Source organism: Rhizobium sp. NZLR1 (assembly GCF_017357385.1).
In the GTDB taxonomy this organism is placed as follows: domain Bacteria; phylum Pseudomonadota; class Alphaproteobacteria; order Rhizobiales; family Rhizobiaceae; genus Rhizobium.
This window is the reverse complement of the sequence record NZ_CP071632.1, coordinates 1,856,602-1,873,364: the sequence shown is the minus strand read 5'-3', so window position 1 is coordinate 1,873,364 and position 16,763 is coordinate 1,856,602. Positions and strand designations below refer to the sequence as shown.

The following is a 16,763-nucleotide window of genomic DNA, read 5'->3' as shown; positions in this document are numbered from 1 at the left end:
CAGACGCGCGAGAGAGCTTACTCCGCCGCCGTCCCGATGACACCACGCCTGATCTGATCGGCCTCGATCGACTCGAAAAGAGCCCGGAAATTACCTTCGCCGAAACCTTCGTCGCCCTTGCGTTGGATGAATTCGAAGAAGATCGGGCCGATGACGGTTTTGGAGAAAATCTGCAGCAGGATTTTCGTCATGCCGCCATTCACCACGCCTTCGCCATCGATGAGGATGCCGTGTTTCTTCATGCGTTCGATGGGTTCGCTGTGGCCGTTCACGCGTTCATAGGACATGTCGTAATAGGTCTCCGGAGGACCCGGCATGAAGCGCAACCCGTTGTCGGCAAGCCGGTCGGTGGCGCCGTAAATATCCTCGGTGCCGACGGCGATGTGCTGGATGCCCTCGCCCCGGTACTTCTTCAGATATTCCTCGATCTGGCTGGTGTCGTCCTTCGATTCGTTCAGCGGAATGCGGATCTTGCCGCAGGGCGAGGTGATGGCGCGGCTCACCAGACCGGTGATGCGGCCGTCAATATCGAAGAAGTGGATCTGCTTGAAATTGAACAGCTCGCGGTAGAAATCCCACCACTTGTCCATGTTGCCGCGGAAGACGTTGTGGGTCAGGTGGTCGAGATAATAGAAACCGATCCCCTCGGGGCGCGGGTTGCGCTCGCCCAGCCAATCGAATTCAGCATCGTAAGCCGATCCCTTGGCGCCATAGGTTTCGACGAAATAGAGCAGCGAGCCGCCAATGCCTGTAATGGCCGGGACGTCGAGTAGCTTGTCATCACCTTCATAGGGAACGGCGCCTTTCGACAACGCGTGGTCGAAAGCGTGTTTGGCGTCGACGACACGCCAGGCCATCGATGCGGCGCAGGGACCATGTTGCTCGACAAAGCGGGCGGCATGGCTGCCGGGCTCGGCATTGACGACATAGTTGATGTCGCCCTGCCGCCAGACGGTGATGTCCTTGGTCTTGTGCCTGGCAACGGCGACATAGCCCATGCGTGTGAAGAGCTCGCTGAGCTTTTCGGGTTCGGGATGCGCGAACTCGACGAATTCGAAGCCGTCGGTGCCGGCCGGGTTGTCGGCGGTGATTTCGGATGGCGGTGCATCATGCGGGAAAGGACCCATTTTCTCCTCCTTATTAGATGGGAGTTTGACTGCGCAAAGTGTGGCCCAAAACGCGTGCAAAATCCTTGCATTCTTCATTCCATGAGAAGATATTATGCACGGTTCGTGAGCGTTTTGGAGATTTTACGCAATGGATGAACAGCTCGACAAACTGGATTTGCGCCTACTACAGGAACTGCAAAAGGACGGCAGGCTGACGAACAACGAGCTCGGCGATCGCATCGCGCTTTCCCCGTCGCAATGCTCGCGCCGGCGGACGAGACTGGAGGCCGAGGGCTATATTCGCAGCTATCGGGCTTACCTTGACCGGGAAAAACTGGGGCTGGATATGCTGGTGGTCATTTCCGTGACGCTTGCCACCCACAACAGAGACAATGCCCAGCGATTTTCCCAGCTGATCAACGGGCTGCCGGAGGTTCTCGAAGCCTATGCACTGACCGGGGAGATGGACTATCACCTGAAGGTCGCGACCCGCGGGCTCGCCGACCTCTCCAAATTCGTCAACGACGTTCTGTTGCCGCACGAGTCTGTGCAGCACGTGAAGACCTCGATCGTGCTCGATACGCTGAAGACCTTCGAGGGCTTTCCGGTGCGCATGCCCGGCATCTGGCACGGCGACAGCGCGCGATGATCTCCCATTGTCACCGATCAACGACTTATTTGGCGATAAGCGTCAAAGCGGCAGTTCGGTCGAGAATTTCAGCTCGCGCAGCACGAAGCTCGAGACCACCATGCGCACATGCGGGTTGCGCATGAGGTAGCGGGTCATGAAAGCTTCGTAGCTTTCCACGTCCCTCGCCCGGATCTTCAGCATGTAATCGAAAGCGCCTGACAAGGCGTAACACTCCATGATCTCCGGCCGCTCCAGCACCACCGAAGCGAAAGAGGCCACCGCCTCTTCGTGATGATCCTCCAGGGTGACATGGGCGATCACGCAGAGTTTGAGATCAAGTTTGCCGGGATCGAGCAGCGTCACGCGCTTGCGGATGACGCCGTCGGCTTCCAGTTCCTGGATCTTCCGCCAGGCCGAACTCTGCGACATGCCGGCCTTCTCAGCCAGATCTGCCAGCGACAGGCTGCCGTCGGCCTGGATGAGCTGCAGAAGGGTGCGGCGAAAGTTCCCAGTTTCTTTCATTTTCTGCCCAACACTCGGGAAAATCTGCCACCATTATGGCAAGAGCCAAGATGAAAGAAAAGAAAATCCGCCAAAGCTGGAGGATAATGGCAGGAATATCGTCATGCTCCGGGAGGATCAGCCTATGACCAAGGAAAGCAGCTACACCGCCAAACTGCCAGGCCCGGACGGCCTCTATGACTACACAGCCGAGGAAGATGCGATCTGGGGCGAACTCTACCGGCGCCAGATGAAAATGCTGGCCGATACCGCCTGCCAGGAATATCTCGACGGCGTCAAACTGCTGGGCCTCAAGCCGGAGAAGGTGCCGCAGCTTCTCGATGTGAGCCGACGCCTGAACGACACCACCGGCTTCGGGGTCGAAGGCGTGCCGGCGCTCATTCCGCCCTCGCGCTTTTACGAGCTTCTGTCGCAAGGCAAATTCCCGCTCGCAACCTTCCTGCGCCGTCGCGAGCATATCGACTATATCGAGGAACCGGACCTGTTCCACGAGGTCTTTGGTCACTGCCCGCTGCTGACCAACCAGAGTTATGCCAATTTCGTCCGGCATTTCGGCGAAACCGCCGTCCGCCTCGGCAAAGGTTATTCCTGGCATCTGTTCCGGATCTTCTGGTTCACGGTCGAATTCGGCCTGATTAACACGCCGCAAGGCCGCCGCTGCTTCGGCGCAGGCATCGTCTCATCGCCAAGCGAGGCGAAGGCGGCAACGGAGGGTATGGCCTGCGAATTTCGGCCGTTCGATCTGCTGAGCGTGCTGAGAACCCCCTACCGTATCGATATCCTCCAGCCGATCTACTACGTCATCGACAGCTTCGCCGATCTGGAGGCGATCATAGAGCAGGATATCGAGGCTACGATCCTCAAGGCGAAATCGCTCGGTGATTTCGCCCCCGCTTTCGAGGCCAAGGCTTCGTAAGCGCTGAAGCGGTGGGGAAGAGCGTGGGATCGCAGCATGCTGCGTGTCACTTCGGAGCGGCTGAACTTCGATTGACGAAGTCGACCAGGACACCCGGCTTGACCATGGCGGCCAGCTCTTCGACGTCCCAGTTCGTCAGCCGAACGCAACCATGCGAGCCAACCTTGTCGATGAGCTTCGGCTCAGGTGTCCCGTGTATTCCATAGGTCGGCTCCGTCAGGTCGATCCAGACGGTTCCGACCGGGCCGTTCGGCCCTTTCGGAATGGTCAGGACCTTGTCGTTCTTTCCCTGCTTGAAGTTCAGCTTCGGGTCATAGCGGTAGACCGGCATCCTCGCGACGCCCTTGACCTTGTGCTTGCCCGACGGCGCCGGATTGTCTTCGCTTCCAATCGTCGCCGGGTAGACTGCAAGCAGTGCTCCGTCCTCGGCATAGGCCAGTACCTGCCCGGTCTTCCTGTCAGCTTCAATCCTCTTGACCTTGCCTTCCCTTGGGGGACCAGGATTCACGACCCACACCGTGTCGCCAGGAGCGAACTGCGAAGCCGGGTTGAGCGCGTTCACAAGATCGATACCCATATGAAACCGCTCGGATAGCTTCTCCGCAACGCTGGTATATCCCAAGCTCTGCATCTTTGCCTTCTCGCCGTAATCCTCGGGGATCCGGTCAACGAGACCCTTGGCATCCTCTGGCGAGACGACATAGCTCTCGACGATCGGGGCAACGCCTTCCAAGCGGGAAACGACCTCTGCATCCGGCCTGCCATCGACAGGAAGGCCGTTCATCGCCTCGAAACCGGCGACCGCCTTGTTGACGTTCTCGCCGGCGAGCCCGTCGATGACGCCAGGAGACGCGCCGGCGCGGTCGAGCAGGACCTGAAGGCGGATGATCGCCGGGTCCGGATCTTCGGACGAGCGCTTGTCTGCTTTGATGGAAGCAATCGAAGCGGCGTTGATTGCATCGGGCTTGAGTTCCCCCGCGGCGGCATCGCCAACGGAGATGACCAAAGCGAGCAGCGATATCGGCAGGGCTGTTTTCATAAACGACAAATGACCATCGCCGAAACTTGTTCCATCGAGCAAAGCTACTCGGACTTTAGGCTTAGTCGCTTCAAGTCCTTCTCCAGATCACAGCGTCTTCGCACGGCTCTTGGCTTCGCGCGATCTTGCCGCGTGACGGGCGGGCCTGAGTTCCTCGATCGTCGGCAGCCACCACTTAGCGTCCTGAAGCGGCGGCATTTTCGCGGGCCAGGTGCGGACGAGTTCTTCGAGTGTGGGCACCCGCCAATATCCCCAGACCTGATCGTCGGTTCCGCGGGGATAGAGGTCCGCCACGACAGCCGGGTCGGCGAGTTCGCCGGTGACCTCCGTAAAGACGACGATCCCATACGAGATCGCGACGGGTCTCCCGATCGGCGGCAGGTCGTCGCCGGGAAGCGGGTAACGACGGCGCTTACGTTCCGCGGAGCGGAGCCTGCTGCGGAGATCCAGCGCGGTCCCCTTCCGCTCCTCGGCTCGACGTCGTCTCTCCTCCGGCTCGTTTCTTCGGGCCGCCGCTTCGATATCCGGCCATCTGCGCCTGAGTTCCTCATAGGATCGGCAGGGAACGTGCCATATCTTGAGATCGCCGTCCCACCGGGAGAAGGGCACTTCGCGCAACTCGTCGACGGCGGTCTTCGAGTATGGCGTGCGGATTCGAAAGCCTGCCTTGCCAAGCTCGAGGTATGGACTATCGATCGGATCGAAGGCGAAGGCATCGCGTCCCTTCGCATCCGCATGGGCGTCGGCTTCGGCCTCCTGCTCGGCAAGCCATCGTCCGATGCGACGGGAGGCAGTCCGGCCGGGAACGAACCAGGCCTTGCGGGCGTCGCTCCAGCGGGCACGGGGGAAGCGTCGTCGAAATTGCTCGACGGTCATCCTGTCGTAAGGAAAGGAAACGTCAGCGCCGGGCTTGGGGTCGTCATCGCCGGACGGCGCGTCGTCACGATCAGCCGGGGATTTCGTTTCGGTCATGGAAGGAGAACGTTTGCGCCAAGGGATCGGTTTCCCGGGGGCGACACCAACCCCTCAATTTTCAATCAACAAGAACGACGACTGCTCGACAACGACGACTGCTCGACACGGACGCGGGCAATTCCCCCTCAGTGAATTGTCTTCAATCGCTGGTCCGCATGCGAAATATCATGCAGCGTTGCCATAAGCTTTTCGAACTCGCTCAAGACACGATTGAACTCGCCGTCCGGCATGCCCGTGATTTCCGATATGGTCGACGAAACCGAGGCGATGAGCGTGTCGATCCAGACGCAACGGTCGGCCGGCACGTTGCCGAGAACCTCCTGCCGATGCGTCTTCAGCTCCCGCAGAATGCGGATGATAAGGGCTCCCCGGTCCGCCCTGCTCAAGGACCGCAGCCTTATCTGCGCCCTCTGAATTTCCGTTATCAGCGTCGTCGCCATCCCCTGCTCCCCGACCCTCAACACAACCGATATCACAACCGTAGCGTTTGCAACACGGACTTTGGTCCTACTGCGGCTCGACACCGTGATGATCAATTACTCGTCGCCACGAGGACCGGCGCGTCGCAGGTGCGCCGCGGGCCGTCCCATGGTTGATATGTATTGTCTTCCGGTCGATACGACCTGTAGCGAGCGGAGCACCAAGCCGTCTTCGCATTCACTTTGGTGCCCGCACCTTGATCGGCCTCGGCGATATCAGGCTGGTACGACGAAGAGCAGGCGCGGATCTCACCGCTATAGGATCGATAGGTGTTGGTCGCAGGATCGAAGGAGCGGTAACGTTGCGCGCACCAGGCGAGGTGCTCGGCCGAAAATTTTGGCAGCTGTGCCAGGCGCTCAGTTGACGGGCCAGCGGATTCCGGCTTCGTCGTTGCCGTCATGATGGCCGGCGCCTCGGTGACATAGCTGGAATAGAGAGGCGCAATCCGTTCATAACGCTGCAGTCGAGGGTCCACTTTCACCGGTTGCGTCGTCCAGAGATCGGGCGCCGCAAGATCCTGGAAGGCATGAGGCTCGGAATCCGCCACGACGTGGGAGGCAACGGATGCGGCGGCTATGCAGGCCCCGACGGAGCTGACGATTCCAAAGGCGACAGATGCCAGCGCGTTCATTGGCCCACCCCCTGCTGTTGCGCCTGCGCAACCCAGACGCGGCCGGCAGTGCTGCCATGTCGTCCGCCGGTGACGACAAGCATGGCGAGGATGCCGGCGATCGCCAGCAGGATCGCTATCAGCGGCAGGGCCAGACCTGCGGATTTCTCTTCGGAATAGATCATGTTCCTCTCCTCGGCCCCGGCGGCGGCGCTCTCCGCCGGGCACCGGCTGTCACGCACAACCCCGCAATCGGAACCGATTTTCGGAAAGGATTATGCGCAGATTGAAAGTGATAGAGCGTCCTTAGCGCGTGCTATTGGACGCGCGGCGCTCTATGTCGAGATGATGTAGACGATCGTGAATGCAGAAGGGTCGACGATGACGATCCGGCCATCGGCGAGGAGGAAGAAACGGTAGGCCTTATACTGCGGCACGATCTCGATTATGCGCGGCGGCAGCGGCTCGAGCCTGATCTTCTTCGGGATGGTCGTACCGACCGAGACCGTGAAATCCGTCTCACGAACCGGCTCGACATGAACTTCCTTCACAACAGTACGGATTTCCGTCTGCTGCTCGACCGAGATGTTGACGTTGGTCGTGTTGTTCGTCTCGATCTTGGTGGTGTTTTTGGTGTTGCTGTCGACCGACGTGTTGTTGTTGCCGACGTTCATCTTGCTGTTGGACTGGGTCTCGGCCGAACCGCCGGAAGACTTCGCGGCATCGCCGGGTTTTTGAGTTTCGCCGGAGCCGGTCGAGGTGCCGGTCGATGTCCCGGTATCTTGGCTGCCGGCCGGCTTCTGGCTTTCGGTCGAAGACTGTCCCGACTTGGGCGTCGTCGAGCTATCGGAGCTTCCGGACTGCGTCTTGGTGCCGGGCTCGGTTGCCGTCTGGCCGGAGGATCCATCGGTGGTGGTTCCCGAGGATGCCCCCGATGAGCTTCCGTCGGAGCCCGAAGGCTGCTGCGTGCCTTGGCCAGTGGAACCACCTGCGCCACCAGAGGCGGCACCGCCCGCATCCGGCCGCTTGGTCGCACCGTCGCTGGACTGGCCGTTTTGGGTCGCACCCTTCTTGGGAAGAATCGGCGCATCCTGCGCCGAGGCGGAAATGATGCCAACCGGCGAAACGCCGATCGCGAGTGCCGTCATCAGGACGGCGAGTGTCTTGCTCTTCATAATAATTCTCTTTGCTTTTTCGGCCGCACGACGACGCTGCCGTCGACCGTGCGGCTGATCTAAACGATGATTTCCGAAGTTAAGACGCGGTAGCGGCCGCGTGGAGGATCAGGTCACTTGATGACCTGGATCACCTTGCGGGAGGACGGTTCGACGATGACACGTTCATCATTGACCACGGCGTAGGCATAGGTCGGATCATCCGGAATAGGCGTCACGACGACCGTTTCCGGCAGCGGCTGTCCGACGACAACCTTCTCCTTTACGACTACGCGCGCCGACGGTGCCGGAGCCTCGCGAACGTAGGTGACGACCTTTTGCGGCGGCGGATCGATCGCGGTGCCAACGATGGCGCCGGTAACACCGCCGACAGCAGCGCCAACGGGACCACCGACAATCGCTCCGGTGACTGCGCCGCCGGCCGCACCATTGACGGTCGAGGACTGGGCGAATGCGACGCCGGACATGAGGGTCGCGGCAGTTGCCGCACAGACGATAAGCTTGGAGAGCATATTTTCCTCCTTCTGTTTTGAAGCGATCTTAATGACCGCTGCCAAACCAACTAGCTGGAGGCGGGGTCGTTCCCCGCCCCGGACCTCAGTCTGATCGATCCCGGCCTTTGGTCCCAAATCCATGTCAATGTCCGTTGCCGGCGCTACTTGCAGATCGAAGGGCCCCGTATTTCCGGGCATAGGCAGGAGACTGAAGGAGATGGCACGATCCAACCGCAGGGAGGCGGGACGCAGGCGCCTGGCAATGCGCCTGCCGGAGATGCGGAAGCTGATCATGGAAGCCCGCGACCCGCTGCAGCTCGAACTCTTCGAGGCCTACCAGATGGCTGTCGAAGCGCGCGATGCCGTTCGCAGACAAGGGTTCAACTCCCACCGAGTGCGGGAGTATGATGAGGTCTGCGTCGAGATTGAGCGCCACGTCATCAGCGCCATGCACGAAGCTCCCTATACGACCGCGCAGAAGGCCGGAGAGCCGTCATAGCTCGAAGGCGTTTGGCGGTCCCGCTTGGACGATCCGGGTGATTGGCGCGCCAGCCTGGGCCGAGGGCGCTACCGAGCGCGGCCGGCGACGACCAACGCGCTCATGCCGCCGCTAGGACAGGCTCCGTGCCGTGCTTCCACTCGCTCAGCCACCTCGTCGACGATCTCGGATATCCGCTCCGGCGCCCGCCATTCAATCTCTCCCCGGAGCAGCGTGCCCTGGCAGAAGGCGGCTGCGACGTCGTGCGCGCTGGCCGCGACGGATGTCAAATCGAGCCGATCGCAGGTAATCGCCTCAAAGCCGGCGGAGGACATCTGCGCCTTGATAGAGCCGGGGTCGAAGTAGGAGTATGGCAAGCGCCTGAGAAAATCCGGCGGATCGGATGGGAATAGGCTTGCCAGGCATTCATCCACGGATCTGGCGAAGTCGTTGGCCGAAAGTGCATCCCACGTCGAGAACAGAAAACGGCCTTTGCTGCGCAACACTCTTTCCGCCTCGCCATAGGCCTTCACCTTATCGGGAAAGAACATCGCGCCGAACTGGCAGATGACGAGATCGAACATCTCGGGCGCGAAGGGGAGGTTTTGGGCATCGGCGTGCATCCAGTGGGTCCGCGACATCGTCACCGATGGTGCGCCGATGTCCATCATTGCCTGGTTGAGGTCGGTGGCAACGATTTCCGTTGGCGGATCAAGCGTCATGCGCAGCGCGCGTGTCAAGGCGCCCGTCCCCGCCGCGAGCTCGAGAACGCTGCCAGGTTTCGACCGGTCGGCGGCGATCGCCATCTCCGCCGCATAGGGCTCGAAAAGAATCGGCACAAGGAGGGTCTGGTAAAGCTCGGCCACACCTTCATCGAATGGTGCGGGAGAACTGGCAAATGCGGCGCGGGCGCCGTTTTCGATGTCGGCAGAAATTGTCACTCGCAGATCTCCAAAACCCGGACCATTCAGTGCTGAAATATGACTGAATCTACTGACGTCCACGGGGGCAGGACCTAGGTCCCAGGTCTGTCAGACCGAAGTCCCGGGGGTGGAACGCGGACAGGACCGCGCCGTTTCGAAGAGGTGAAGGAGATCCAGATATGGCCCAGAGTAACAGATCCCGCGTCAATGACGCCTGCAATGTGTCCGTCATCGCCCTTGTCGTCGTTCTCGCTGCGCTTCTCTACGTCTTTGGCGCCGCCATGTCTGGAGACTCGCTCCAGTTGACCAAAAGCATAAGGGGCGCCGAAATCTTCGATACCAGGGATCTACCCTGACGCTGTCTGGAAAAATTTTGAGGAAGCGATAGGTTAGTCGGCAAGTCTCTTACCGGTATCAAAATGATTTGGCTTCGCCGCTGGAATGCCCGCTCACTCGCCTCCCAGTTCTTCATCGCGGGTGGGCTCATATCGATCGCGGCCATGTTCCTGGTTGGCATTCTCGTCACCCACCTCATAGAGGAGGCGGTCATCCACAACTCCGGTGCTGCGACGGCGCTCTACGTGGACAGCGTGGTCGCGCCGCTGCTTCCCGACATGCAAAAAGCAATACCGCTCGACGAAGGCAGCGCTCAGGCTCTGGACGAGACGCTTGGTCAGGGCGCGCTCGGCAGGCGTCTTGTTTCGTTCAAGCTGTGGCGAAGCGACGGAACTATCCTCTATTCGAATGAGAAGGAGCTGGTGGGCAAGAAGTTTGCGGTAAACGGCAAGCTTCGAAACGCGTTCGCAGGGTCTCTCGTCGCCCGCTACGAGGTCGCAAGCGATCCGGAAAGCGACAAGGAGCGCGCGCTCGGCAGGCCGCTCATGGAAATCTACAATCCTGTGCTCCAGCCATGGTCCGGACAGGCGGTCGCCGTCATCGAGTTCTACGAGACGGCAGAAGGATTAGGCGACAGTCTGGCGCATGCCAGGCTCCGCAGTTGGGGCGCCGTCGCCGCCCTGACAGCAGTCTTTTTCCTTGTTCTCTCCGTTCTGGTCTTTCGGGGCAGCCGCACGATAGAGGCGCAACGCAAGGATCTCAAAGAACGGGTCAATGAACTGTCGGCACTTTTGGAGGAGAATCGCGGGCTCCAGCGGCGGCTGCAGCGCGCCTCCCAGCGGGCGGCGGCGCTCAACGAAACCTATCTACGCAGCATCGGTGCCGATCTGCACGACGGGCCGGCCCAGCACATTGCTTATGCCTCACTGCGGCTGGACAGCGATCTGTTGATCAATGCGTCGACCCAGCCCGAAACGCGTGAAAAGGAACTCGCCTGGATACGCTCGAGCCTTGCAGAGGCGATGACCGAGATCCGCAATATTTGCAGCGGCCTGGTGCTACCGCAAATCGAGAAATCCTCGATCGCCGAGATCGTCGCGCGGGTGGTCGAAGCACACCAGCGCAAGACCGAAACCCATGTCGAAACAATCATCGACGACAATGGACCCGAACCCGCTCCTGCCGTAAAGATCTGCATCTATCGCTTCGTTCAGGAAGCGTTGAACAATGCGTATCGCCATGGCGGCGGCGTACAGCAGGCCGTAAGAGCCGTCTCGCGCAATGGTGATGTTCACGTCGAGGTCAGCGACCGCGGCGATGGCTTCGATCCGACCGAGGTGAGGCCTACGAGCCTGGGCCTTGTCGGACTTCGCGAACGCATCGACAGCCTCGGAGGATCCTTCGACGTCAAGACAGGCGAAGGAGGCACGACGGTGACCATGACCTTCGAGCCTATGGAAATGGGAGACTAGGGATGACATCAATCACTATCGGCGTCGTGGACGACCATCCGCTTTTTCGCGAGGGCGTTACGCGCAGCCTCTCGGAGATCAGCAACTTTGCCGTCGTTGGCGAAGGTGCCAGCAGCAATGATGCAGTGATGATCGCTGCCACCAGCCATCCCGACATCATGCTTCTCGATGTCTCGATGCCCGGTGGCGGACTGTCGGCGATCGGCGATGTGCTGACGCGTAGCCCGACAACGAAAGTGCTGATGCTGACGGTATCGGAGGAGGTGGACACGCTGCTGGCAGCCCTTCAACAGGGCGCGATGGGCTATGTTCTCAAAGGTGTCGGATCGCGTGGTCTCGTCGAAGCCATCCAGACGGTGCTGAGTGGCTCACGGTATATCTCGCCGACAATGTCGACGAAGGTCATGGAGAATTCGCTGCATGGCAGCGCACCCGATAAGAACAGTCTGACGCCACGAGAACGCGAGGTGATGGATCTGGTCTCTCAAGGCCTGTCAAACAAACATATCGGCTTGCGTCTCAACCTTCAGGAAAAGACGGTGAAGCACCATATGACACAGATTCTGAGCAAGCTCGGCGTCACGAACAGGACTGAAGCGGCTCTCCAATGGCGCGAACGGCGCTAGAGCATGCTGCCGAAAAGGGTGAGCGGGTTTTCCGACGACCTCATGTCCTGACTCAGCAACAGAACAGGCGCTGCCCGCACCACCCACTTTGCGGCTCCTTAGCGAAGGTAGCGGCCTAACCGGCTGGCATCATTTGCAGTCGCTTGCCGGCTTATGATCGTTCTGCCTTTTCCGTCCTTCATGACGTAACGGCCACGCCGCAGGGTTTCGGTAATGCCGTTTGCATGGCGGACGTCGATCGAACCATCGGAAGCTTCGATCGCTCTCGCCCCCGATTCTTGTGAGGTCCCTTTGGCAGAGGAAGAGGATCCGGCACTATTGCTGGAGCTTCCACCGGCACTATTCCCGGAACCGCCGTTCCCGTTCCCGTTGCCGCTCCCTCCCCCGTTGCCGTTCCCGTTGCCGCCGCCGTTACCGTTTCCTCCCCCGTTGCCATTCCCTCCCCCGTTGCCGTTGCCATTGCCGCCGCCATTCCCGTTGTTGCCGTCCTTAGCCTGCGCGCTTTCGACCGCCAGAACGGGAAGGGAGCCGCCAAGGTTCAATGTCACCGGCGATGCAACAGCGACGAGGGCTGCGGCCGTGCTGCCGCCCCACCTCAGAAAATCGCGTTTCGAGAGAGTCATCCTATATAGCCTCGTTCGTCCGTTCTCCGCCGTTTCCTACGCGGAATAGGCGCATGACAATTTTCGCTGTTCCGAAGATCAAATGCAACCGGACCTAAGGTACTAGAAAGGGCAGGACTTTAGTCCGGCTTACCCATAGCCAAGTCCACGAGCAAGGAATTCCGAACGATCATTGCGAGAGATAGACTGCGCCGCGCGCCATTCGTGACCTTCGCCGCCTCGTTGATGTATTGCCGCATGAGGGAGAATGCATTTTTCTGGAACTTCTTTCCGCGCCGCCGATTTGATTGTCGAAGAGCAACAGAGGAAACAGTGATGGCAAACCCGAACGAATCCCCCGCAGTCCAGTCCATGCGAAAAGAACAGGCAGAGCAGCGGAAGCAGGCCCAAAAAGGCGAGCTCGACAGAGGTATCGAGGGCACCTTTCCGGCCTCCGACCCAGTGTCTGCTACCCATACCTCAATTCCTGCCGGCCGCAGCGACGTCGAGGCGGCTGAGCGGGTGAAACGAGAGCCCGATCCCACCAGGCTCGACGAGGCATTTCCGTTCGTCGATCAGGCCCTGCGCTCGACCGGCGAAACCGGCGGCTCTTCCGCAGGCGTCGATGCCGATCGAGGGGAAATGCGGACGCTTCAGAAAGACGCAAGTCGAGTGGCGGAAACCGCTTCGGAACTGGCTTCAGGAACAGCGCGCCTGGCGAAGGCGGAAGCGAGCAGCTTCGTCCACGAGATCGAGAATCGGATACGCCGGCAGCCGCTGACCGCAGTGGCGATCGTCGCCGGCATAGCCTTCGTCTTCGGTGCGACGCGTTGAGGAGCCAGCCTAAAGCGCGTCGCATCAAATTTGATTCATGCGGCGCGCTTTAGTCCTTTGTTTTTATGCATGTCGTTATCCCGGAACCGCTGCGCCCTTCTGGGCGACATGCATTAGCTTCCCGGAAGTCTTGTGAAAATCGCAACCTACAATGTCAACGGAATCAATGGACGGCTGCCGATCCTGTTGCGCTGGCTGAAGGAGGACGCCCCTGATGTCGTCTGCCTCCAGGAGCTTAAGACAGACGACGCCAGGTTTCCGCGAAAGGAAATCGAACGATCCGGCTACGGCGCCGTCTGGCACGGACAAAAATCCTGGAACGGCGTTGCCATCCTGGCGAAGGGCAAGACACCGATCCTGACCCGGCGCGGACTTCCCGGCGACCCCGATGACACACACAGCCGCTATATCGAAGCCGTCATCGACGGCGTCGTGATCGGATGCCTGTATCTGCCGAACGGCAATCCCTTCCCCAGCGTCAAGTTCGATTATAAACTCCGCTGGTTCCGCCGCCTGCGCGAATACGCCGCCGAACTCCTCGAACTCGAAGTGCCTTCGATCCTCGCCGGCGACTTCAACGTCATGCCGACGGAGATCGACGTCTACAAACCCGAACGCTGGCTGGACGACGCCCTATTCAGGCCCGAAGTCCGCAAGGCCTATGCCAATCTCGTCGCCCAGGGCTGGACCGACGCCGTCCGGCATCTGCATCCGGAAGAGCGCATCTACACCTTCTGGAAATACTGGCGGAACAGCTTCGAACGCGATGCGGGGCTGCGGATCGACCACTTCCTGCTCAGCCCGGCCGTCGCGCCATGGCTGCGATCGGCGACCGTCCGGAAAAACCCGCGAGGCTGGGAGCATACCAGCGATCACGCACCCGTCATGATCGAGCTCGTTGTTCCCGCCGCCGAAGCCGTGTGAGCCGAGATGCCGTCGATCGCAGGCGCAGCAAGGAACCTACGATGCCGGCTGGAGTTAGCTCGCAAAGGAGATTGACCTATGCCCACGAATTCCATCCCCAATTCCGCAAAGCTTCCGCCGAAGCCGTTGAACGAGGATACCCAGGACGAACTGCCGGAAACCAATATCGACGAACAGCGAAAGCCTCCCATCAATATAGGCAGCAGCCGCGAGGCGGGCGACGGTGTCACCGACGCCGACCCAGAGACAGGCCGGCTAGTCCGAAGGATCGCATCCCTGCCCCGCAGTTCTCCAATCGGAAGTGACTGCTATGGCAGAAAGCAAGAATTACCTGAACTCCGACGAGATCCAGGCTGACGACCAGCTGTCGCCGAAGCCGATCGAAGGAAAGGATCCGCCAAGGCACGTGCGCAAAAGCGAGGAAGCGGTCGCCGAAGGCTCTGACGACACCGGGCGCGTGCGGATTCCGCCCCCGGTCGCCAATCCCGATTGATCGCCCGCCGGGAGGCGGTTCCGATCATCGTCAACTCATTCATTCGCGCCCAGATCATAAATGCGGCCAGTCAGCCAGGCTGGCCAGTCTCGCTCGAAGAAGGACTTGGCGTTTTCATCCACAGCGCGGTTCGGGCGCGTCGAAAGCTTGATCTCATCGCCCTCGAGCCGAACGACGATCTGCTCATCCCGATGCGCTTCGCGTTCCCTACGGAAGCGATATTGTTCTAACAGACCTGCGCTCGCATGCGGAATGGATTCGCCTTGCGGATCACATATCGCTCGCGCTCCGCGGCTGCCGCCTCCCCTTCGTATGAAGAAATCAAGCGCGCTGAGCACCGCTTCGGAGGCGAGCGCCATATGCCGCCATTGCACGCCTCGGACCGCCTCGGCTGCGCGACCGTAGGCGACGCCATCAGCGCGAATCTCAGCACTCAGCTTCCGAGCCTCGATCAAGGCCTCGCCGACGCTCTGCTCATCGCAGATGATGCCGGCCTTCTCGCTCATTCGCGACTGCACTGCTGAGCGAATCGATTTGACGGTGAGCGGGCTTTCAGTCCGAAGGGCGGAAAGCAGATCGGCAACACCTGCCTCGGCGATACCTGATTTATCCCCTGTGGCGGGCCGCTTCGCTCTACCGCTCGCGCCGATGTGCTCGGCCACCCGGGTGCCGAAGACTTGCCCGGCATTGAGCGCCGCTCCTCCCGGCCTCGTCACCCCATGGGTACCCGCCGCTTCTCCGACAGCATAACAGCCGGCAAGATTGCTGCGGCCCCAGGTGTCGACCATGATGCCGCCATTCATGTGCTGGTTGTTGACGGCGAATTCCAGCGGCTCGGCGGCGATGTCGATCTTGTAGCGGCGGTAGAGCTCGATCGCGAGCGGGTTCATGTGCTTCAAGCGATCGATCGGCACGTCTTGGCCAGCGCCGGCCTTGCCGAGATAGAGGCGGACGTCGTCGTCCAGCCTTTCGAGGCTGAACGGCAGGTCGCCTGGTACCGGCAGGGGATTGCGATTGAAGTCCATGAAGACACGCCGCCCGGCGGCGGTTTCGCTTGATATCGCGAGATCCACCAGGCTCGAGCCGAAGTCCAGCATGCGCGTCGCATGAAATGGCCACTGGTAGCCCTTGCGGAAGACATTCGACGCCAGCTCTTGCGTCGTGCGGTAATATTGCGCCAGGAAGTGGTGCTCGGTGCCTTCCGCATCGACCGAGTAGATATGCGGGATCGCCTGGACGTAAGTGCCCGACAGATTCCACGGAAAACCTTCCCGGCGCGTTCCGATGCCGAACTGGCTCTCTGTGAGGTTGACGAGTTCGACACCTGCCTCGAGCGCCAGTCCGAGGGAACCGAAACAGCCGTTGGGATAAACGCTGTCGCGATAGAGTTCTCCAGGCCCGCCAGCCGCCAGCACGATCACTCCACTGACGAACAACGCAATGCCGAGCGGGTTCTGCCCTGTGCGGTCACTGGCGCGCATGGCCAGTATGCCGACGACGTGGCGGTCCGCCCCTTCGCCTTCGGTGAGGATTTTGACGGCGGTGGTCTGGTTATAGAACGGCACGTCGAGCCGGATCGCCTCTTCAGCCAGCACCTTGACCATCAAGCGCGAGGTGCGCGGACCGCAGCTGGTGGCGCGGCCGACGTCGTCGTGGTCAGTCTGGTATCTCAAAGTTCCGCCGAGCGGATCCTGCGGCAGCGGCAGGCCGAGGAACTGCAGCGACGCCATCATCCGGGATGAGCCGACAGCCTCGACATAGGCCGTATCCTCGTCCATTGCGCCGCCGCTGCGGACGGCACGGGCCATCGCCTTGTAATTGTCGCCCTGATCCGCCGTGTTTGCCGTGTGAAGGGTCTGCTTGTCCGATCCCGAACAGGCCGAGGTTCCGCCCCAGGCGCTCTGGCTGACGATGACGACGTCATCGCCGCGCCGCTTCATTTCCACCGCGGCGCGCAGACCTGCAGCACCGGATCCGACGACGACGCAGCCGGCTCGGTAGACCGGCAGCTCGACGCCGGCGAGCCGGACCGCTTCCGATGAGGAAGCCTCGGGTGGAAGGCGCGGCATGTCGACATCGGTCAGTGCGTCAAGAATTTCCTGCGGAACAGCTCTGGTCATTGGC

The 16,763-nt window shown here is 60.7% G+C and carries 21 protein-coding genes; 9 read left to right on the top strand and 12 right to left on the bottom strand.

The window, feature by feature from the left end; translation table 11 throughout:
- Window positions 1–17: 17 nt before the first annotated feature.
- A complete protein-coding gene (gene hppD, locus J3O30_RS09395; RefSeq protein ID WP_207583891.1) occupies window positions 18–1,127 on the bottom strand; it encodes a 4-hydroxyphenylpyruvate dioxygenase in 1,110 nt (369 codons plus the stop codon).
- 130 nt (window positions 1,128–1,257) lie between these two features.
- On the opposite strand from hppD, the gene J3O30_RS09390 reads away from it, so the two are divergent.
- Window positions 1,258–1,758 (top strand): Lrp/AsnC family transcriptional regulator, encoded by a 501-nt coding sequence (locus J3O30_RS09390; RefSeq protein ID WP_207583890.1) that lies wholly within the window; start codon window positions 1,258–1,260, stop codon window positions 1,756–1,758.
- A 42-nt stretch (window positions 1,759–1,800) separates the two neighbouring features.
- On the opposite strand, the gene J3O30_RS09385 is transcribed toward J3O30_RS09390, so the two are convergent.
- A complete protein-coding gene (locus J3O30_RS09385; RefSeq protein ID WP_207583889.1) occupies window positions 1,801–2,262 on the bottom strand; it encodes an Lrp/AsnC family transcriptional regulator in 462 nt (153 codons plus the stop codon).
- 124 nt (window positions 2,263–2,386) lie between these two features.
- On the opposite strand from J3O30_RS09385, the gene J3O30_RS09380 reads away from it, so the two are divergent.
- Window positions 2,387–3,178, top strand: coding sequence for a phenylalanine 4-monooxygenase (locus J3O30_RS09380; RefSeq protein WP_207583888.1), 792 nt, complete (start codon window positions 2,387–2,389; stop codon window positions 3,176–3,178).
- Window positions 3,179–3,224: 46 nt separating this feature from the next.
- On the opposite strand, the gene J3O30_RS09375 is transcribed toward J3O30_RS09380, so the two are convergent.
- The 7 genes from J3O30_RS09375 to J3O30_RS09345 all read right to left on the bottom strand — a co-directional run bounded on the left by J3O30_RS09375 (window position 3,225) and on the right by J3O30_RS09345 (window position 7,969).
- Window positions 3,225–4,226, bottom strand: a complete 1,002-nt coding sequence (locus J3O30_RS09375; protein ID WP_207583887.1) for a L,D-transpeptidase family protein — start codon at window positions 4,224–4,226, stop codon at window positions 3,225–3,227.
- Between the two features lie 78 nt (window positions 4,227–4,304).
- A complete protein-coding gene (locus tag J3O30_RS09370) occupies window positions 4,305–5,189 on the bottom strand; it encodes a hypothetical protein (RefSeq protein ID WP_207583886.1) in 885 nt (294 codons plus the stop codon).
- A gap of 128 nt (window positions 5,190–5,317) precedes the next feature.
- Entirely contained in the window at window positions 5,318–5,632 is a 315-nt protein-coding gene (locus tag J3O30_RS09365; RefSeq protein WP_207583885.1) for a hypothetical protein, read from the bottom strand.
- A gap of 92 nt (window positions 5,633–5,724) precedes the next feature.
- The gene (locus tag J3O30_RS09360; RefSeq protein WP_207583884.1) at window positions 5,725–6,303 is read right to left on the bottom strand and encodes a BA14K family protein; all 579 of its coding nucleotides are present in this window, start codon (window positions 6,301–6,303) and stop codon (window positions 5,725–5,727) included.
- Window positions 6,300–6,467, bottom strand: a complete 168-nt coding sequence (locus tag J3O30_RS09355) for a hypothetical protein (protein WP_207583883.1) — start codon at window positions 6,465–6,467, stop codon at window positions 6,300–6,302. The genes J3O30_RS09360 and J3O30_RS09355 overlap by 4 nt, the downstream gene beginning before the upstream one ends.
- Window positions 6,468–6,617: 150 nt before the next feature.
- Window positions 6,618–7,457 carry a DUF1236 domain-containing protein gene (locus tag J3O30_RS09350; RefSeq protein ID WP_207583882.1) on the bottom strand — a complete coding sequence of 280 codons (840 nt, stop codon included), beginning with the start codon at window positions 7,455–7,457 and terminating at the stop codon, window positions 6,618–6,620.
- A gap of 113 nt (window positions 7,458–7,570) precedes the next feature.
- On the bottom strand, window positions 7,571–7,969 hold the full coding sequence (locus tag J3O30_RS09345; RefSeq protein WP_207583881.1) for a DUF1236 domain-containing protein: 399 nt from the start codon (window positions 7,967–7,969) through the stop codon (window positions 7,571–7,573).
- Window positions 7,970–8,168: 199 nt separating this feature from the next.
- Here J3O30_RS09345 and J3O30_RS09340 point away from each other — a divergent pair, with 199 nt between their 5' ends.
- On the top strand, window positions 8,169–8,450 hold the full coding sequence (locus tag J3O30_RS09340) for a hypothetical protein (RefSeq protein WP_207583880.1): 282 nt from the start codon (window positions 8,169–8,171) through the stop codon (window positions 8,448–8,450).
- A 68-nt stretch (window positions 8,451–8,518) separates the two neighbouring features.
- Here J3O30_RS09340 and J3O30_RS09335 read toward each other — a convergent pair whose 3' ends face one another.
- A complete protein-coding gene (locus J3O30_RS09335) occupies window positions 8,519–9,370 on the bottom strand; it encodes a methyltransferase domain-containing protein (protein ID WP_207583879.1) in 852 nt (283 codons plus the stop codon).
- A gap of 161 nt (window positions 9,371–9,531) precedes the next feature.
- Between J3O30_RS09335 and J3O30_RS09330 the strand changes: the two genes are divergently transcribed.
- The 3 genes from J3O30_RS09330 to J3O30_RS09320 all read left to right on the top strand — a co-directional run bounded on the left by J3O30_RS09330 (window position 9,532) and on the right by J3O30_RS09320 (window position 11,786).
- Complete coding sequence (locus tag J3O30_RS09330; RefSeq protein WP_207583878.1) at window positions 9,532–9,708, top strand: hypothetical protein; 177 nt, start codon at window positions 9,532–9,534, stop codon at window positions 9,706–9,708.
- Window positions 9,709–9,771: 63 nt separating this feature from the next.
- The gene (locus J3O30_RS09325) at window positions 9,772–11,160 is read left to right on the top strand and encodes a sensor histidine kinase (protein ID WP_207583877.1); all 1,389 of its coding nucleotides are present in this window, start codon (window positions 9,772–9,774) and stop codon (window positions 11,158–11,160) included.
- A 2-nt stretch (window positions 11,161–11,162) separates the two neighbouring features.
- Complete coding sequence (locus tag J3O30_RS09320) at window positions 11,163–11,786, top strand: response regulator transcription factor (protein ID WP_207583876.1); 624 nt, start codon at window positions 11,163–11,165, stop codon at window positions 11,784–11,786.
- A gap of 98 nt (window positions 11,787–11,884) precedes the next feature.
- On the opposite strand, the gene J3O30_RS09315 is transcribed toward J3O30_RS09320, so the two are convergent.
- Window positions 11,885–12,409, bottom strand: a complete 525-nt coding sequence (locus J3O30_RS09315; RefSeq protein WP_207583875.1) for a hypothetical protein — start codon at window positions 12,407–12,409, stop codon at window positions 11,885–11,887.
- Between the two features lie 315 nt (window positions 12,410–12,724).
- Between J3O30_RS09315 and J3O30_RS09310 the strand changes: the two genes are divergently transcribed.
- The 3 genes from J3O30_RS09310 to J3O30_RS09300 all read left to right on the top strand — a co-directional run bounded on the left by J3O30_RS09310 (window position 12,725) and on the right by J3O30_RS09300 (window position 14,639).
- Window positions 12,725–13,222 carry a hypothetical protein gene (locus J3O30_RS09310; RefSeq protein ID WP_207584294.1) on the top strand — a complete coding sequence of 166 codons (498 nt, stop codon included), beginning with the start codon at window positions 12,725–12,727 and terminating at the stop codon, window positions 13,220–13,222.
- 132 nt (window positions 13,223–13,354) lie between these two features.
- The gene (xth, locus tag J3O30_RS09305; RefSeq protein ID WP_207583874.1) at window positions 13,355–14,146 is read left to right on the top strand and encodes an exodeoxyribonuclease III; all 792 of its coding nucleotides are present in this window, start codon (window positions 13,355–13,357) and stop codon (window positions 14,144–14,146) included.
- A 310-nt stretch (window positions 14,147–14,456) separates the two neighbouring features.
- A complete protein-coding gene (locus J3O30_RS09300; protein ID WP_207583873.1) occupies window positions 14,457–14,639 on the top strand; it encodes a hypothetical protein in 183 nt (60 codons plus the stop codon).
- 35 nt (window positions 14,640–14,674) lie between these two features.
- Here the strand turns inward: J3O30_RS09300 and J3O30_RS09295 are convergent, their stop codons facing one another.
- Complete coding sequence (locus J3O30_RS09295; protein WP_207583872.1) at window positions 14,675–16,759, bottom strand: FAD-binding protein; 2,085 nt, start codon at window positions 16,757–16,759, stop codon at window positions 14,675–14,677.
- Window positions 16,760–16,763 lie beyond the last annotated feature (4 nt).

What these genes read in the sequence shown, in the direction of transcription:
- J3O30_RS09385 (WP_207583889.1), bottom strand. Translation starts at nt 2,262, where the DNA reads ATGAAAGAAACTGGGAACTTTCGCCGCACCCTTCTGCAGCTCATCCAG.
- J3O30_RS09295 (WP_207583872.1), bottom strand. Translation starts at nt 16,759, where the DNA reads ATGACCAGAGCTGTTCCGCAGGAAATTCTTGACGCACTGACCGATGTC.
- J3O30_RS09325 (WP_207583877.1), top strand. Translation starts at nt 9,772, where the DNA reads ATGATTTGGCTTCGCCGCTGGAATGCCCGCTCACTCGCCTCCCAGTTC.
- J3O30_RS09300 (WP_207583873.1), top strand. Translation starts at nt 14,457, where the DNA reads ATGGCAGAAAGCAAGAATTACCTGAACTCCGACGAGATCCAGGCTGAC.
- J3O30_RS09390 (WP_207583890.1), top strand. Translation starts at nt 1,258, where the DNA reads ATGGATGAACAGCTCGACAAACTGGATTTGCGCCTACTACAGGAACTG.
- J3O30_RS09370 (WP_207583886.1), bottom strand. Translation starts at nt 5,189, where the DNA reads ATGACCGAAACGAAATCCCCGGCTGATCGTGACGACGCGCCGTCCGGC.
- J3O30_RS09310 (WP_207584294.1), top strand. Translation starts at nt 12,725, where the DNA reads ATGGCAAACCCGAACGAATCCCCCGCAGTCCAGTCCATGCGAAAAGAA.
- J3O30_RS09380 (WP_207583888.1), top strand. Translation starts at nt 2,387, where the DNA reads ATGACCAAGGAAAGCAGCTACACCGCCAAACTGCCAGGCCCGGACGGC.
- J3O30_RS09360 (WP_207583884.1), bottom strand. Translation starts at nt 6,303, where the DNA reads ATGAACGCGCTGGCATCTGTCGCCTTTGGAATCGTCAGCTCCGTCGGG.
- J3O30_RS09350 (WP_207583882.1), bottom strand. Translation starts at nt 7,457, where the DNA reads ATGAAGAGCAAGACACTCGCCGTCCTGATGACGGCACTCGCGATCGGC.
- hppD (WP_207583891.1), bottom strand. Translation starts at nt 1,127, where the DNA reads ATGGGTCCTTTCCCGCATGATGCACCGCCATCCGAAATCACCGCCGAC.
- J3O30_RS09340 (WP_207583880.1), top strand. Translation starts at nt 8,169, where the DNA reads ATGGCACGATCCAACCGCAGGGAGGCGGGACGCAGGCGCCTGGCAATG.
- J3O30_RS09365 (WP_207583885.1), bottom strand. Translation starts at nt 5,632, where the DNA reads ATGGCGACGACGCTGATAACGGAAATTCAGAGGGCGCAGATAAGGCTG.
- J3O30_RS09315 (WP_207583875.1), bottom strand. Translation starts at nt 12,409, where the DNA reads ATGACTCTCTCGAAACGCGATTTTCTGAGGTGGGGCGGCAGCACGGCC.
- J3O30_RS09355 (WP_207583883.1), bottom strand. Translation starts at nt 6,467, where the DNA reads ATGATCTATTCCGAAGAGAAATCCGCAGGTCTGGCCCTGCCGCTGATA.
- J3O30_RS09330 (WP_207583878.1), top strand. Translation starts at nt 9,532, where the DNA reads ATGGCCCAGAGTAACAGATCCCGCGTCAATGACGCCTGCAATGTGTCC.
- J3O30_RS09320 (WP_207583876.1), top strand. Translation starts at nt 11,163, where the DNA reads ATGACATCAATCACTATCGGCGTCGTGGACGACCATCCGCTTTTTCGC.
- J3O30_RS09345 (WP_207583881.1), bottom strand. Translation starts at nt 7,969, where the DNA reads ATGCTCTCCAAGCTTATCGTCTGTGCGGCAACTGCCGCGACCCTCATG.